Annotated in this window: 16 protein-coding genes and 3 pseudogenes; 7 read left to right on the top strand and 12 right to left on the bottom strand. The window is 60.1% G+C overall.

Annotation, left to right across the window (positions count from 1 at the left end; translation table 11 throughout):
* Window positions 1–66 precede the first annotated feature (66 nt).
* The 4 genes and pseudogenes from G6N73_RS31865 to G6N73_RS38865 all read left to right on the top strand — a co-directional run bounded on the left by G6N73_RS31865 (window position 67) and on the right by G6N73_RS38865 (window position 3,125).
* Window positions 67–984, top strand: coding sequence for an NADP-dependent oxidoreductase (locus tag G6N73_RS31865; RefSeq protein WP_165033934.1), 918 nt, complete (start codon window positions 67–69; stop codon window positions 982–984).
* Between the two features lie 246 nt (window positions 985–1,230).
* Complete coding sequence (locus G6N73_RS31860; RefSeq protein ID WP_206079208.1) at window positions 1,231–1,968, top strand: glutathione S-transferase N-terminal domain-containing protein; 738 nt, start codon at window positions 1,231–1,233, stop codon at window positions 1,966–1,968.
* A 191-nt stretch (window positions 1,969–2,159) separates the two neighbouring features.
* Window positions 2,160–2,579, top strand: coding sequence for a cupin domain-containing protein (locus G6N73_RS31855; protein ID WP_165033932.1), 420 nt, complete (start codon window positions 2,160–2,162; stop codon window positions 2,577–2,579).
* Window positions 2,580–2,634: 55 nt separating this feature from the next.
* A pseudogene (locus tag G6N73_RS38865) lies at window positions 2,635–3,125 on the top strand (carboxymuconolactone decarboxylase family protein).
* A 159-nt stretch (window positions 3,126–3,284) separates the two neighbouring features.
* Here the strand turns inward: G6N73_RS38865 and G6N73_RS31845 are convergent.
* From G6N73_RS31845 to G6N73_RS31835, 3 genes are all read right to left on the bottom strand, one after another.
* A complete protein-coding gene (locus tag G6N73_RS31845) occupies window positions 3,285–3,830 on the bottom strand; it encodes a carboxymuconolactone decarboxylase family protein (RefSeq protein ID WP_165033931.1) in 546 nt (181 codons plus the stop codon).
* A gap of 34 nt (window positions 3,831–3,864) precedes the next feature.
* Window positions 3,865–4,482 (bottom strand): nitroreductase family protein, encoded by a 618-nt coding sequence (locus tag G6N73_RS31840; protein WP_165033930.1) that lies wholly within the window; start codon window positions 4,480–4,482, stop codon window positions 3,865–3,867.
* Between the two features lie 95 nt (window positions 4,483–4,577).
* The gene (locus G6N73_RS31835) at window positions 4,578–4,841 is read right to left on the bottom strand and encodes a hypothetical protein (RefSeq protein WP_165033929.1); all 264 of its coding nucleotides are present in this window, start codon (window positions 4,839–4,841) and stop codon (window positions 4,578–4,580) included.
* On the opposite strand from G6N73_RS31835, the pseudogene G6N73_RS38860 reads away from it, so the two are divergent.
* Both G6N73_RS38860 and G6N73_RS37530 read left to right on the top strand, forming a co-directional pair.
* Window positions 4,791–4,938, top strand: a pseudogene (locus tag G6N73_RS38860) (IS6 family transposase); the annotation flags it as partial. The gene G6N73_RS31835 and the pseudogene G6N73_RS38860 sit on opposite strands and share 51 nt — an antisense overlap.
* A 23-nt stretch (window positions 4,939–4,961) precedes the next feature.
* A pseudogene (locus G6N73_RS37530) lies at window positions 4,962–5,054 on the top strand (IS6 family transposase); the annotation flags it as partial.
* 166 nt (window positions 5,055–5,220) lie between these two features.
* On the opposite strand, the gene G6N73_RS31830 reads toward G6N73_RS37530, so the two are convergent.
* From G6N73_RS31830 to G6N73_RS31815, 4 genes are all read right to left on the bottom strand, one after another.
* Entirely contained in the window at window positions 5,221–5,370 is a 150-nt protein-coding gene (locus tag G6N73_RS31830) for a hypothetical protein (RefSeq protein WP_165033928.1), read from the bottom strand.
* Between the two features lie 65 nt (window positions 5,371–5,435).
* On the bottom strand, window positions 5,436–6,419 hold the full coding sequence (locus G6N73_RS31825; protein ID WP_246252735.1) for an HlyD family secretion protein: 984 nt from the start codon (window positions 6,417–6,419) through the stop codon (window positions 5,436–5,438).
* A 202-nt stretch (window positions 6,420–6,621) separates the two neighbouring features.
* Window positions 6,622–6,825, bottom strand: a complete 204-nt coding sequence (locus G6N73_RS31820) for a DUF1656 domain-containing protein (protein WP_165033926.1) — start codon at window positions 6,823–6,825, stop codon at window positions 6,622–6,624.
* Window positions 6,825–8,744 carry an FUSC family protein gene (locus G6N73_RS31815; protein ID WP_343044822.1) on the bottom strand — a complete coding sequence of 640 codons (1,920 nt, stop codon included), beginning with the start codon at window positions 8,742–8,744 and terminating at the stop codon, window positions 6,825–6,827. Before G6N73_RS31815 ends, G6N73_RS31820 begins: the two co-directional genes overlap by 1 nt.
* 229 nt (window positions 8,745–8,973) lie before the next feature.
* On the opposite strand from G6N73_RS31815, the gene G6N73_RS31810 reads away from it, so the two are divergent.
* Entirely contained in the window at window positions 8,974–9,123 is a 150-nt protein-coding gene (locus G6N73_RS31810; RefSeq protein WP_206079207.1) for a VOC family protein, read from the top strand.
* 31 nt (window positions 9,124–9,154) lie between these two features.
* Here G6N73_RS31810 and G6N73_RS31805 read toward each other — a convergent pair whose 3' ends face one another.
* From G6N73_RS31805 to G6N73_RS37520, 5 genes are all read right to left on the bottom strand, one after another.
* Window positions 9,155–11,356, bottom strand: coding sequence for a xanthine dehydrogenase family protein molybdopterin-binding subunit (locus tag G6N73_RS31805; protein WP_343044821.1), 2,202 nt, complete (start codon window positions 11,354–11,356; stop codon window positions 9,155–9,157).
* 4 nt (window positions 11,357–11,360) lie between these two features.
* Window positions 11,361–11,816, bottom strand: a complete 456-nt coding sequence (locus G6N73_RS31800) for a (2Fe-2S)-binding protein (RefSeq protein ID WP_165033922.1) — start codon at window positions 11,814–11,816, stop codon at window positions 11,361–11,363.
* Between the two features lie 91 nt (window positions 11,817–11,907).
* Window positions 11,908–12,825 carry an NADP-dependent oxidoreductase gene (locus G6N73_RS31795; protein ID WP_165033921.1) on the bottom strand — a complete coding sequence of 306 codons (918 nt, stop codon included), beginning with the start codon at window positions 12,823–12,825 and terminating at the stop codon, window positions 11,908–11,910.
* Window positions 12,826–12,877: 52 nt separating this feature from the next.
* Window positions 12,878–13,039, bottom strand: a complete 162-nt coding sequence (locus G6N73_RS37525; protein WP_246252734.1) for a hypothetical protein — start codon at window positions 13,037–13,039, stop codon at window positions 12,878–12,880.
* Window positions 13,040–13,139: 100 nt separating this feature from the next.
* Window positions 13,140–13,391, bottom strand: a complete 252-nt coding sequence (locus G6N73_RS37520) for an ABC transporter permease subunit (RefSeq protein ID WP_246252733.1) — start codon at window positions 13,389–13,391, stop codon at window positions 13,140–13,142.
* Between the last annotated feature and the right edge of the window lie 360 nt (window positions 13,392–13,751).

The following is a 13,751-nucleotide window of genomic DNA, read 5'->3' as shown; positions in this document are numbered from 1 at the left end:
ATAACCGGGGCATGGCGTCGATGATGGTCAATGGCCAAGCCGTTGCTGATCAAGGAGAACATTATCATGAAGGTGATCGTTGTGACGGACCAGGCTGCGGGAACAGCCGGGATGAAGCTGGTGGAGCGGCCCGAGCCGGAGGCATCGATAAACGATGTCGTCGTTCAGGTTCATGCGTCGGGGTTCGTCAACACTGAGCTGGGTTGGCCTTCGACCTGGACCGATCGTCGCGACCGTGACCGAACACCGTCGATCCCCGGACACGAGCTGGCCGGTGTGGTCACCGCGCTCGGCTATGGCACCACGGGTCTTTCAGTGGGACAGCGGGTGTTCGGTCTCGCAGACTGGCATCGCGACGGCACACTAGCGGAATATATAGCCATGGAGGCACGCAACCTCGCGCCGCTCCCGGGCGACGTCGACTTCACGGTGGGCGCGAGCTTGCCAATCTCGGGTCTGACCGCGTGGCAGGGACTGTTCCAGCACGGCCGTCTTCAGGCGGGACAGAGCGTCCTCGCGCACGGCGCGGCCGGCGCAGTCGGTTCGATGGCGACGCAACTCGCACGAGAGGCCGGCGCCTATGTCATCGGCACCGGACGTGCTGCCGACCGTCAGAGGGTGCTCGACTTCGGCGCAAATGAATTCGTCGACCTTGAAAACGACGCCCTGGAAGACGTCGGTGGAGTCGATCTGGTGTTCGATGTCATCGGCGGTGACGTACAGAAGCGGTCCGCAGCCCTGATTCGAGCCGGAGGTACGCTGGTGACCGTCGTCGGCCCGGCCGAGTCGCGGCCCGCCGAAGGCTTGGCGGTCGACTTCGTTGTCGAGTCCGATCGTGCCCAACTGAGTGAAATCGTCCAGCGGGTGCGTGACGGACGACTGCGGACGAATATCGGCACCGTCTCGACCCTCGACGACGCTGTCGCCGCTTTCAATCCGACCGAGCGGATCAGCGGGAAGACGATCATCCGCGTTCGTCCATGAGGACTTGGGGAGGGCGAGTTGTTCCGCCACTCCTCGTGGATCATCGTCGCCTTTTGGATCGTGGCGATCGTCTCGACCGTCGTTGCCATTGCAATCTGGCTGATCTCGCGCGTCATTAATGTCGATACTAACGTCACCAAAGGTCGTCGAAATCGCGAACAAGCGTGTAACCGCAGCCGCTTCGTTTCCTGTTTTTGGCTCTGCCTGCGGGCCAGTTCGGCACGCATCCACGCGGAAGAAGCGGCCATGTCCCGGCGCAGCTCGGTCCGTTCATCTAGGAGGGAGAAAGTGGCACTCAATCATCCGATTTTCGCGCGCTGGCCGGTGCAGTACCCCGATCGGCTGCAACTCTTTTCCCTGCCGACGCCCAATGGGGTGAAGGTCGGCATCATGCTTGAGGAAACGGGCCTCGCCTACGAGCCGCATCGGATCGACATCATGGCGAACGAAAACTACGACCCGTCCTTTCTCGCACTCAACCCCAACGGCAAGGTTCCCGCGATCTACGACCCCGACGGGCCGGGCGGCACGCCGCTCGCACTGTTCGAATCGGGCGCGATCCTCCTCTATCTTGCGGACAAGACGGGACAATTTATGTCGGCCGATCCGAACACCCGCTACGAAACGATCCAGTGGGTGATGTGGCAGATGGGCGGCGTCGGGCCGATGTTCGGCCAGGTCGGCTTCTTTAACAAATTCGCCGGCAAGGCCTATGAGGACAAGCGCCCGCGTGACCGATACGCAACCGAATCAGCGCGGCTGCTCGGTGTCCTCGACGAACGGCTCGCGGGACGCGACTGGGTGATGGGCACTGACTACAGCATCGCCGATATTTCGCTGCTCGGCTGGGTGCGCAACCTGATCGGCTTTTACGAAGCGCGCGAGCTCGTCGGCTTCGACCGCTTTCTTAATGTCCCGGCATGGCTCGACCGCGGCCTCGCGCGTCCGGGGGTGCAGCGCGGGCTGGAAGTGACGGCGGCATAGAGAGGGTCTGCTCGAGGTTGAATTGACATGGCGAGGGCTGAGCTGCGCACGGACACGCACGGGCCTTGCAGTAGCCAAAGCGCTACAGCGTATTTCGCGCCAAATCCCACTAACGATAGTCAGCAGGCCGGCAAGGCTGGGAGGAAACAATGAGAAACGAAGACCAACCTATAGGCAGAAGGAAAAAGTCGATGAAAATCCCGACCATCATTGCCGTCACCTGCTCGGCTCTTGCCATCTCGATGGCCGTCCCTGTCGCGGCCCGTGACGGCCAAGTGGAAACTGTCACCAAGAATTTAGAGGAGGCGATTCCCAATATCCCCGGCAAGTCGCTGATCGCCCTGGAAGTAAATTACGCGCCGGGCGCGGCTTCCCCGTCCCACACCCACGCGAAATCATCCTTCATATACGCCTATGTGATCTCGGGTGCGATCGAGTCGAAGGTGAATGACGGCGAGACGCGCATCTATCGGGCGGGTGAGAGCTGGTCCGAACCGCCGGGTGCGACCCATTCGATCAGCCGCAATGCCAGCAGGACCGAGCCGGCAAAACTGCTCGCTGTCTTCGTCCTCGACACCAATGATAACCCGTTGACCACGCCCGTCAAATAACATCAAGAGTGCAAACCTCGCCCGAGTTTTGCATGGTTATCAAGGGAAGAGCAGTGTGACTAAACGACTGGATTATAACAAAATTGCTCCGAATGGCGCCCAAGGCCCTCGGCGGAGTCTACGGCTATGTCACGCAGACCCGCCTGCTCGCAGGTGCTGGTGGAGCTAGTATATCCGCGCGTCTCGCAGATCAACAACTGCGCTTATTGGCTCGACATGCATACCCGCGATCTCACGAAGACGGCGTGCCGACCAAAAAGCTCGCCTTGATTCAGGCTTGGGAGGACGGCGGCAATCTCTTTACCGACACCGAGCGCGCCGCCTTGGCCCTGGTCGAGACGGTGACACGTGTGCTCCAAACCGGTGTGCCGGACGAGACATACCAGGCGGCCGCACGGTCTTTTGCGAGAAGGAACTCGATCGCGATCAGCTTGGTGAACGGCCTACAACCGAATGGCGATCAGCTTCCGTAACACGCCCCTGGGCAGCAATCAAAAACCAAGCGTACCGCGCCGCGCCCTATGCGCCTTCCGCAAACCGGGCTAAGTCTTTCAAGAAATAGCGGCGGCGCGACGCCGAGCGAGCGGCCGTCGGCCCATACGAAAAGCCCGGAAGCGCTCCTGTGCATCCGGGCTTTAGTGTTAGACTCGCATCACATGGAACGTCCAAGGACCTTCGGAGATGGTCGATGTGACCGGATAGAATTCAGATCGAGCCCGCCGGCGCAACGGCGGGGAAGTCCTTCTCGTGATCGAACACGTTGTTGAAGAAGTTCGTCAGGGAGTACATGGCCACCAGCGCGACGATCTCGATGATGTTCGCTTCGGTGTAGCCAGCATCGCGGGCGGCTTTCAGATCGGCGTCACTGACGTGCCCGCGGGTCTCGATGACTTTGCGCGCAAACTGGACGGCGGCGTCCCGCTTCGGGTCGTTGGCATGGCCCTTCCGGGCGAGAATGATGTCATCAGCCGACAGCTTAGCCATATGTTCGGCCGTGAAGCTGTGAACCGTCAGGCAATAGTTGCAACCATTCACCTCGGAGACGGCGAGGCCGATACTGTCGCGTGTCTTCACGTCGAGCGCTTTGCTCAGGGAGCCGAGCAGGGTGGCCCACGAGTTGAACGCGATAGGGCTCTGCGCGAAGGCCGCCATCATATTTGGGGTGAACCCGATGTTCTTGGTGAACATATCGAGAGTCGACTTCGAATCGGGCGGCACCTGTTCCGGGCTCGGCGCTGCAGTTCTGGGCATTGTGGTCTCCATAAGTTACGGAATTGATTAAGAATTATGCGAATTCGAGCACATCGGCCACCGGACGGCGCGGCTTCTGCGGCCAGTTGCCCGGACGCTCCGGTCCTACGGCCAACAGCATGACCGGCACTTCGTCTTCGGCCAGGCCAAACTCGCGGTGCACCGCTTCGGCATCGAATCCGATCATCGGCGTCGAACCCAGGCCCAGCGAGCGGGCCGCATAGATCATCGCCGCGGTGCCGAAGGTCGCGGAGCGCACAGCCTCGTCGCGCTGGCGCTGCGGGTACTCCATGTACAGGCCGCGTGCGGGGATTTCCCATTCCGGGACCATCTTTGCCGGCATGATTCCCGCTTCCACCACCGGTGACAGACGCTCTGGTACTACGCTGGAATCGGCCAACTGGCCGCAGACGATGAAAGTGACAGCCGCTTCGGTGATCGCGGGCTGGCCCCAGGCGATCGGACGCAACCGAGCCTTGGCTTCAGGCGTGCGCACGGCGATGAAGCGCCAGTTCTGCAGGTGGAAGGATGTCGGCGCGGAGGTGCCGATACGCACCAAGTCGCGGATCTGATCGTCGCTCAGGGTGGCGGCAGGGTCGTAATACTTGGCGGCACTGCGGCTCAGAATACATTCGATAACGGCGTTGGTCATGCTGATTCCTATGGGCGAAGGGATAGGTTGAGGTACAAGAGCGCTTTCGCTTCTCTTTGCTGGAAACGCTGCGGCAATGAGGCCCGTTCGACATCTCATGCCAGGGGCAATGGATAGTTTCCCAGGTCGCCCCGGCAGGCTGATAGGACGCAGCCGGCCGATCCTGGCAGCGCCTTCATCGTCCACCTGCTTGTGTGCGGTAGATCCTCATCTTCCGAATCCTTTGCAGACAAGCGAAAATAGGACCGGCGAAACTCGATGGTCCAATGACCATTGGCTATGGAATCGATGCCATCGACGTAGCACACGGCCGGAAGCACTGGCTTTGGCGGGCGGTCGATCGGAACGATTTCGTCCATGACGTGCTTGTTCAAGCCGGCGCGGTACAAAGGCTGAAAAGCGACCGATGCCCAAGTTATGACAAAAGGCTATACGCCTCGTGTCATGATCTCCGATAATCGCGGTCCTATGATTAGGCCCGACCCGAGCGGATCATCATCGACGACAGCCAGACCAACCGTGAGCCGATCGTTGCCCGTGACCGTAAAAGCCGCCGACGCGCCGGGTTACGCGCTTTCATGTTGCCCCGCTTCACCGGCGCAGGAAAGGTCGGTCCATTACTGCGTTCGCTATGCGCTCGCTACCGTTATCGTCTAGCTGAAAGACGCCACCGAGGGCGTGATCGAACTGGCGCGTAAACACTTCAACCAGCAAACTTCGGGCGTTGTGCAGACGTGCTTATACCGTGTGCGATGTTAGTTCAAACAACTCGGCAAACTGCTCCGGCGCCATGCCGTCTGCAATACAGGCCAAGAAAACGATGCGCGGCTCATCGGGCAACTCATCTGTCAACCGTTGCAGGACGCTTCGGATCACACCGTCGGCCATCTAGCGCTTCTGGAACAACTCCTTGATCGCGCGTCAAAAATGTGGCCGCTGACATGCGTTCTTGCTCAAGTCCGGGGCGCGATGCAGCGAGGTCGCGGTGATACTCCACTTATCACGTGGGAGAGACTGGTACTGAGCACAGCCTTCGCGCGATAAAGCCATGTTTTCTCCTTAGCATGAGAATCGGCGCTTAACGTTACAGTTCCAGTCATGCCGGAGACGAGCGGGATGCCAGGCGGTACCTTATCGATGGCGATTCTGACCGGGACACGTTGTGCCAGCCTTACCCACGTGTAGACGGGGTTAACATTGGGGAGACCCTGAGCGCCGGTCGCCGCGTTGGACACGCTAATGCCTCGGGTGATCGTCGTCACGTGACCGATGATCGGGATAGAATAACCCATTAACTTCACCTCGGCACGATCCCCAATGCACACCTGCGCCAACTTTGTTTCCTCGAAATAGCCATCCACCCAGAAGCTATCGGTATCGACGATCGAAATGTTTCTGACCCCCTCGTGCGCGAAGTCGCCCACTCGTAACAGAAGATTCGTGACGTAGCCGTTCACCGGGCTACGAATCTCCGTTCGCTTCAGATTGATTTCTGCCTGGGCGACCTGTTCACGCGCCGCGTCGACCGCGGCTTTCGCCTGTCGGGCACTGCCTTCGAATACCTGCTGCTCTTCCCGCGTGGTGGACAGATCGGATAGCCGCTTCCGCCGTTCGGACTGCAGCTCCTTCACGTACAAGTCGGTTTCCCTTTGCTCCAGCAGCGCTTTGCTCGACCGCAATGCAACCTCGAAATCAAAAGGCTCAATCTGATAGAGGATGTCTCCCTTGTGGACGAATTGATTGTCGGTAATCCGCAGCTGCGTAATCCGGCCAGAGACTTGAGGTGCGACGCTTGCAACCTGGACACGCACGCTGCCATTGCGGGTCCACGGCGCAATTACATACTGGTCCCACACCATGAGTGAGACGAGCACCGCGACAAGGAAGATCGCCAACGTCGCAAGTCGGCGCGACATCGACCACAGAAATGGCGCCATGGCTCTTCGCCAGGCGACCGGTGGCTTGGGGGGTAGTGCGGACGGCCTCTGCTCGTATGGTGGAGGCTGCTCGGATTTCGCACGCGCAACCGCACTGAGCTCGGGCAATGCTCCATCTTCGGTCGACCCTGACAACGAATTCGACTGCTGTTCTTCTCGATCGATCGCCTTATCTTGACCGGCACCATGCATCAAATATCCCTCAGAAAAACAAGAGGATCAGGCCCAGAATTGCTACGAAGAGGCTGAGTTCGGCGATGGCAGCGTTGCTGAAGATCCGCGAAAATCCAACAAAACGCAGCAGCGGCCTGACGAGAAGCACGACAAACAGAGCCGCCACCGCATAGGTGATGAACGGTGCAAACAAAACGCCGCCGATGACCAATTCGCGGAAGATACGCACCATCACGCGGCCTCGTCGAGATAAACGCGTCGTCCGAGCGCGGCCTCAATGTGGTAGCTCGCGACCATGAGCGCAGCAGAGAGATCGGCTATAAAATGATCTGGCAGCGACGCCTTGCATAAGCGCTGGGACGCGGCGCGAAGTGCCTGCGGCTCCCGCTTGTTGAACGAAGCGCGCACCTCTCCAGCCAACGCCGTTAACGGTCCACCGGCGAGCATCTTCAGCTTGTCGTCGCACAACCGGATAATCGAAGATTGGTCGAAATGAGAAAGAACCTCTTCGATCGTCTCCGCGTCATTCGGAGCATTCCCGCCGGCGGACAGGATCTGACCAATCCTGACGGCATCACGAAACATCTCCTCCTCGGGCTCATGTCGCCGATCACAGGACGGTCCTTGCGCTAACTCTTTGCGAGAGGACAACAACATCCAGCGTCTCCGCCGGTCTTGCGAGACTGGAGGCACAAGAAATTGCGTCGCCAACAACACGCCGGGAGCAACACAAGCCAAAAGAAAGAACATAACGTACGACTGTCCGTCGTAGGTCTGTGGATTGGCCGGCGAGAATATTATCACGGCGAATATGAGGATGAATCGACCGAGAGCCGACACTATGCGATTGGGCAACGATATCAGGAGTGCGGCGCCGATCACGAGAGGAGCAAGTCCGATCGCAAGCAACGTGAAGGCGTCAACGCCATCGAGGACGACGAACTCGAGAAGCCCGGCCAGAAGACCGGCAATGGGTGCCGCAATCAGCGCCAGGGCGGTCGTCGCGCGCGGATTGGGCGTCATTGCTCCAAGGCCGACCAAGCCGCCGACAACGGCAAGGGAAGTGCTTGCCGCGGGCCAGCCCGCATACACGAGGAACAGCCCCGCCAACGCAACCCAGATCGCTGCGCGAATGCCACCCTCAACAGCAGCTCGATGGGATCGATAGATCAGCCCGCGCCAATGGCATGGAGGACGTTTGTCAGTCCGCAAGGCGGTAAGATTCTGTCGGACCTGCTCATCTCTTCTGAGGACCTCGTTGAGTGTCCAGGCCAGCGACGCGGTCGTATATGTGTCGCTTTGCCTTTTGGCACTCCACATGACCATCGAGGATGTGAGTGTGCTTTCGTCGTGTTCAAGTGCGCGCACCATTCTCTCGGATGTCGCCTTATCGGCGGTGACCGGAAGCACATTGAGACTGCGCGCAGCATGAAGCTGCGCCACAAGCGCAGCGGCCGCGTTTTGGCCCGCTACGCTTCTAGCTGGGCCGCTACTCGACTCAAATGCCAGGCTCGATATTTCCGGCCGAAGTGAAGAAATTTCAGCGAGCAGAGCAGCTGATTTCATTGGCTGCGTGGTCTCACCAAGGATAGCCGACTTCGCGTAGTTGCCGACCCGGCGACGGATGTCAGCTAGTTGCTCTACTAGCTTCTTATGACGATCAGGCGCCCATAGTAGATCGTTGACAATCGTAAGGGATGCAATTCCAATGAGGATTGATGCACCGCGCATCATGCCCGCCTCGAACACGTGCCCCGGATTGTCGATTTCCAGGATCCCAACGAAAGCCACCGTGATGCCCGAGAGGACCGCCGCGTAAGTACGATTGCCGTCGAGAAGTCCTGCGACGTACACGCACAGGCCCATCCAGCCGGCATAGGCTATCAGCATAAGATCCCGCGTCTGGGAGAAAAGCCCAGTTATGGCAATGGAAACCGCAACGCCGATGATCGTCGCAATCACACGAAAGACTGCCTTCTCGAGGGCTTGGCCGCGAGTCGGTTCGGCGATGATCGCAACCGTTATTATCGCTATCGCCGGCATTTCGATCGAAATCCAGAAGCTCACATACAACGCCAGGATTGCCGCTAACCAGATTCGGATAGCGAAAGCCCAGGACGTAAGGGGGAAACCCAACGGGAGAAACCTCACTTGTTTAAGTAGCGTCAAACGAATCTACTCCGTGAATTCCACCGCCCGCTCGAACGGACGAAGGGGTGTTGCCCGCATCTGACCTGTGGTTTCTTCGCTGGTTTCCGATGACCTCTTTGGATGCGTTCGTTGGATGGCTCACAAAAGCTCTCACTGGAACTTATGATTGCCGGCCTAGCGACGCCGCGATGCATGGATGATGGCTGCAAATCCGCGATTTCGATCCAGCATGCGCTTCAACGAGGCGATGCGCCATTCGGCTATGGTTTCTCGCGGCAAGGGACCCCCGAATATCGTTCGAGGCGTAGGCCTGAACTACTACACCACCTCCATGATCGACCCGGACGGCAACAATGTCGAGGCGGTGTGGATGGGTTAAGGCCCCATGAGCTCCCGGGCGAGGACTATGGCTATGATTTCAGCAAATCCGTATCGATCGGCAGACTGCGCACGCGCTTGCCGGTCGCAGCGAAGATCGCATTGGTCACTGCCGGACTGACGATGGATGTCGGCGCTTCGCCAATGCCACCTGGAGCTTCTGCGTTCTTAATCAGGTGCGTCTCCACCACCGGCACCTCATCGATACGCATCGGCAGATAGTCATGGAAATTGCTCTGTTCGACCCGTCCATCCTTGAAGGTGATCGAGCCATATAGCGCAGCGGTCAGCCCGAAGAGGGTTCCGCCTTGAATCTGCGCTTCGATCGTATCGGGATTGACGTACATACCGCAGTCGACGGCACAGACGATCCGCTTGACCTTGAGAGAGCCATCATCGGCCACTTCGACTTCGGCGACCTGCGACATGTAGCTCCCGAAAGCGAATTGCATCGAAACCCCGCGGCCGTGGCGTGCGAGAAGTGGTGATCCCCACCCTGCTTTTTCTGCAGCGAGCGACAGGACAGCGAGCGCTCGCGGATTATGACCGAGTAGAGCCTTGCGATATGCGACGGGATCTTGCTTCGCGGCATGCGCGAGCTCATCCATGAAGCTTTCGACCACAAAGACGTTGCGGGTTGCTCCGACGCCTCGCCAGAAAGCCGTCTGAACAGCAGGCGACTCGACCCGGACATAGTCGACGTGGATGTTGGGCATCGCATAGGGCAGCTCGGCCGCCGATTCTACGACAACGAAGTCGTATCCGTCCTTGAACAGAGGGGGAGCATAGCGAGCCATGACTGAGGAGCCGGCGATCCGATGCGTCCAGGCAACCGGCTTGCCGGAAGCATCAAGTCCCGCCGACAGCCGATCGAGATTGTACGGCCGATACATATCGTGCTGGATGTCTTCCTCCCGGCTCCAGATCACCTTCACCGGGCCATCGACGTGCTTGGCGATCTTGACGGCCAGCAGCGTGCCATCGGCCTCCAGCCTTCGGCCGAAACCTCCGCCGATCAGATGATTGTGAATTTTGATCGCGTCCTTTGGCAGGCCGGTGAGTTCGGCCACCATTGACTGCGTACGGGTAGGCGCCTGTGTCCCGACCCAAATGTCACAACGATCCTTCTGCAGGTGAACGGTACAGTTCATCGGCTCCATCGTCACATGGGCCAGGAAAGGCACCTGATAAATGGCGTCAAGCCGTTGCGCCGCCTCCGCAAGGGCCTTCCTTGCATCGCCATCGTTACGGGCAACCGCGCCCGCCTTTTTGGATTCTTCCTCCAATTGCTTGACGATGTCGGCGTTGCTGACCTTGGCGTTGGGCCCGTCGTCCCAGGTGATTGCGGCGGCCTCGAGCCCCTTCTTCGCCGCACCCATGTGATCCGCCACCACGGCAACAGCTTCGTCGATATTGACCACCTGCCGGACGCCCTTCACTGCCAGCGCGGCATCCTCGTCCACCGTTTTGGCCTTACCACCGAGCACAGGCGAGATAGCAATCGCGGCAACCTTCATACCCGGCACTCGTGCGTCGATGCCGTAGCGCACACGCCCATCGACCTTTATCGAGGAATCCACACGCTTGGCAGGCGTGCCGATCAGCGTGAAATCCTTCGGATCCTTCAATTTGACGTCTGCTGCAGGCGGCAAGGGCAATTCCGCCGCCGCCTCCGCAAGTTCGCCGTAGCTCAGATGCTTCGAGCCGGACGCATTGAACACGACGCCGTTCTTGGCATGGCAAGTGGCTGGATCGACATCCCACCGGTTGGCAGCAGCCGCAATCAGCAGATTACGACCCACGGCCCCTGCCTGACGCAAGGGCGTCCAGAACGCACGGATAGACGACGACAAGCCTGTAATTTGACTTTGCAGGATCGAGTTGGCGTAGAGCGCGTCATTTGCCGGCGCATGCTGAACCTGAATCTGGTCAAGCCTCACTTCCAGTTCTTCGGCCAGAAGCATCGAGAGCGACGTGTAAACCCCCTGTCCCATCTCGGCCATCGGGATGACCAGGGTCACGGCCCCGGTCGGATTGATCCGTATAAATCCATTCGGTGCGAACGTACCCGTGACCTCGTTTTCGACCACCCGCGAAGCGGGCGCCGCGAAGACGGACTCCGTGCTTGCACCGGTCAGCGCAAAACCAAGCAGCAAACCTGTGCCCTGAAGAAAGGCGCGCCGCGACACCGCTGCCTCATCGGCAATCTGTTCTCTCGGAATCAGCCTATTCACGATCTCAAACTCCCGCAGCGTGCTTGATGGCGGCGCGGATGCGCTGATAGGTGCCGCATCGGCAGACATTGCCCGACATGGCCGCGTCGATATCGTCATCCGTCGGCTTCGGCGTATCCTTCAGCAGCGCCGCCGCCGACATGATCTGGCCGGATTGGCAGTAGCCGCACTGCACCACCTCCAGATCCAGCCACGCCTTCTGCAAGGCCGCGCCCTCCGGGGTCTGGCCGATCGCATCGATCGTGGTGATCGCACTGTCGCCGACGCTGTCGACCGGCGTCTGGCAGGAGCGGACCGGCTGGCCGTCGAGATGCACGGTGCAGGCGCCGCACAGCGCCTGGCCGCAGCCGAACTTGGTCCCGGTCATGCCGAGCACGTCGCGCAGCACCCACAAAACGGGGATGTCGCCGTCGACATCGACCTCATGGGGTGTGCCGTTGATCTTTAACGTGAAAGCCATGGATGCCTCTCGGTGGCTAGGATCTGATAGAACGCAGCCGGCCGACCTGGACAGCGCCAGCCCGCTGCGTGGATTAATGGGCGCGTGTCGCTCACGGACGAACGCGGATGATCGTCTTCCCCTTGCGTCGCTCGGTACGGTTGAAGGTGGCGACGGCATCGTCGAGGGTCGAGATGGTGCCGATGCTCGTCCGCAGCCGTCCGTCTCGCACCCGCCGGACGATCTCACTCAGTTGGACACGATCGGACTCGACAACGAAATCGACCGCCAAGCCGTTGGCGGGCCGTGCTTCGGCCGGGCCGGCGATTGTCACCAGCGTTCCTCCGGCTCGAATCAGGCGCGCAGACCGCTTCGCGATGTCCCCGCCGAAGATATCGAAAACCAGATCGACCGGGCCAACATCTTCCAGAGCGTCGTTCTCGAGGTCGACGAACTCCTGCGCGCCGAAGTCGAGCACCGCCTGACGGTCAGCGGCGCGTCCGGTGCCGACGACGTAGGCGCCGAACTCACGTGCGAGCTGGGTTACCATCGACCCGACTACGCCGGCCGCGCCGTGTGCGATGACGCTTTGCCCTGCCTGAAGGCGGCCGTGCTCGAACAGTCCCTGCCACGCAGTGAGGCCCGGCATCGGCAGGCTGGCGCCAACCGTGAAGTCGACGTCGCCCGGGAGCGGCGCGAGGTTGCGCGCCTCGACTGCCACATATTCCGCCAGGGTGCCGTCGCGATACCAGTCCGTGAGGCCGAACACCCGCTGTCCCACCGACAGCCCCGTGGTGCCGTAGCCGAGAGCGGTGACCACACCGGCCAACTCGTGCCCGGGGATCGACGGTGTTCGGTCACGATCGCGGCGATCGGTCCAGGTCGGGGGCCATGTCAGCTCATCCCAGGTGAATCCCGACGCCTGAACCTGAACGACGACGTCGTTTATCGCTGCTTGCGGCTCGGGCCGCTCCACCAGCTTCATCCCGGCCGTTCCCGCGGCCTGGTCCGTCACGACGATCGCCTTCATCACCTACCCCCCGATGCGTGGGATGTCCTCATTTTCCGAATTCCTTTGCAGATCAACGAAAATAGAACGGTGAAAAGCGATGGTCTAATGACCCTTGGTTATTGAATCGATGCCATCGCACCGTGGTGGGCAGTGCGCCGACGACCGTGCCGGCGGCGAGCAGGCCCCATTCGATCTCATATTCCCCGATCAGCGTCTGGATCACCACGGTCACCTGGGCGGACGTTCCGACCCCCGAGCGTCAGCGAATATAGATATTCGTTCCAGTCCGTGATGAAGATGTAAATGCCGGTCGATATGATGCCTGGCATCGTCTATGGAAGAACCACCCGGCGAAGCGCTGCCAGTCGCGAGCAGCCGTCGATCATCGCCGCCTCGTCGAGGCTTTTCGGGATGGTGCCGATGTAGCTGGTCAACATCCTGACTGCAAAAGGGATGGCAACGGTCACGTCCGCCAGGATCAGGCCAAAACGCGTATCGAGAATGCCGGTTTCGCGCATGGGCACGAAGAGCGGCAGGATCAAAAGCACTACCGCAAACATATTGATGAACAGGAACTGCAGCAAGATCCACCTGAAGACCGACCAGCCAATCGCCTTCCACCTGACTGGAGACGAGGCCGCTCTTCAGGTGGACTTGGATCCCAACGTGACGTCGCGTGCGGCGCTCGCCGACAGGGCTTGACGCCAAGGCAAACCGGACCATCGCCCGGGGCCGTACCATCCCGTTCAAATCCAACGCAAAGCGCCGTCCGGCCTTCTTTCCGAAGGCAATCTACCGGGGCTGCGTCCGCATCGAGCAGTGCTCACAAAGTTCAAGTGCTTCAAGCGCGTCGGCCTGCACTGCGAGAAGACCGAATGCGGCTTCGCCGCGATCGTCGCTCTCGCCTTGTGCTTCATCCTCATCAAATCCGTCCACACCGCCTA

The sequence above is a fragment of the Allomesorhizobium camelthorni genome (assembly GCF_011045125.1).
GTDB classification, from domain to species: Bacteria; Pseudomonadota; Alphaproteobacteria; order Rhizobiales; family Rhizobiaceae; genus Allomesorhizobium; species Allomesorhizobium camelthorni.
This window is presented reverse-complemented; position numbering and strand designations above follow the sequence as displayed.

Coding starts and splice junctions, on each gene's coding strand:
- G6N73_RS31865 (WP_165033934.1), top strand. CDS start 67: ATGAAGGTGATCGTTGTGACGGACCAGGCTGCGGGAACAGCCGGGATG.
- G6N73_RS31860 (WP_206079208.1), top strand. CDS start 1,231: ATGTCCCGGCGCAGCTCGGTCCGTTCATCTAGGAGGGAGAAAGTGGCA.
- G6N73_RS31855 (WP_165033932.1), top strand. CDS start 2,160: ATGAAAATCCCGACCATCATTGCCGTCACCTGCTCGGCTCTTGCCATC.
- G6N73_RS31845 (WP_165033931.1), bottom strand. CDS start 3,830: ATGCCCAGAACTGCAGCGCCGAGCCCGGAACAGGTGCCGCCCGATTCG.
- G6N73_RS31840 (WP_165033930.1), bottom strand. CDS start 4,482: ATGACCAACGCCGTTATCGAATGTATTCTGAGCCGCAGTGCCGCCAAG.
- G6N73_RS31835 (WP_165033929.1), bottom strand. CDS start 4,841: ATGGACGAAATCGTTCCGATCGACCGCCCGCCAAAGCCAGTGCTTCCG.
- G6N73_RS31830 (WP_165033928.1), bottom strand. CDS start 5,370: ATGGCCGACGGTGTGATCCGAAGCGTCCTGCAACGGTTGACAGATGAG.
- G6N73_RS31825 (WP_246252735.1), bottom strand. CDS start 6,419: ATGGCGCCATTTCTGTGGTCGATGTCGCGCCGACTTGCGACGTTGGCG.
- G6N73_RS31820 (WP_165033926.1), bottom strand. CDS start 6,825: ATGGTGCGTATCTTCCGCGAATTGGTCATCGGCGGCGTTTTGTTTGCA.
- G6N73_RS31810 (WP_206079207.1), top strand. CDS start 8,974: ATGCGCTTCAACGAGGCGATGCGCCATTCGGCTATGGTTTCTCGCGGC.
- G6N73_RS31800 (WP_165033922.1), bottom strand. CDS start 11,816: ATGGCTTTCACGTTAAAGATCAACGGCACACCCCATGAGGTCGATGTC.
- G6N73_RS31795 (WP_165033921.1), bottom strand. CDS start 12,825: ATGAAGGCGATCGTCGTGACGGACCAGGCCGCGGGAACGGCCGGGATG.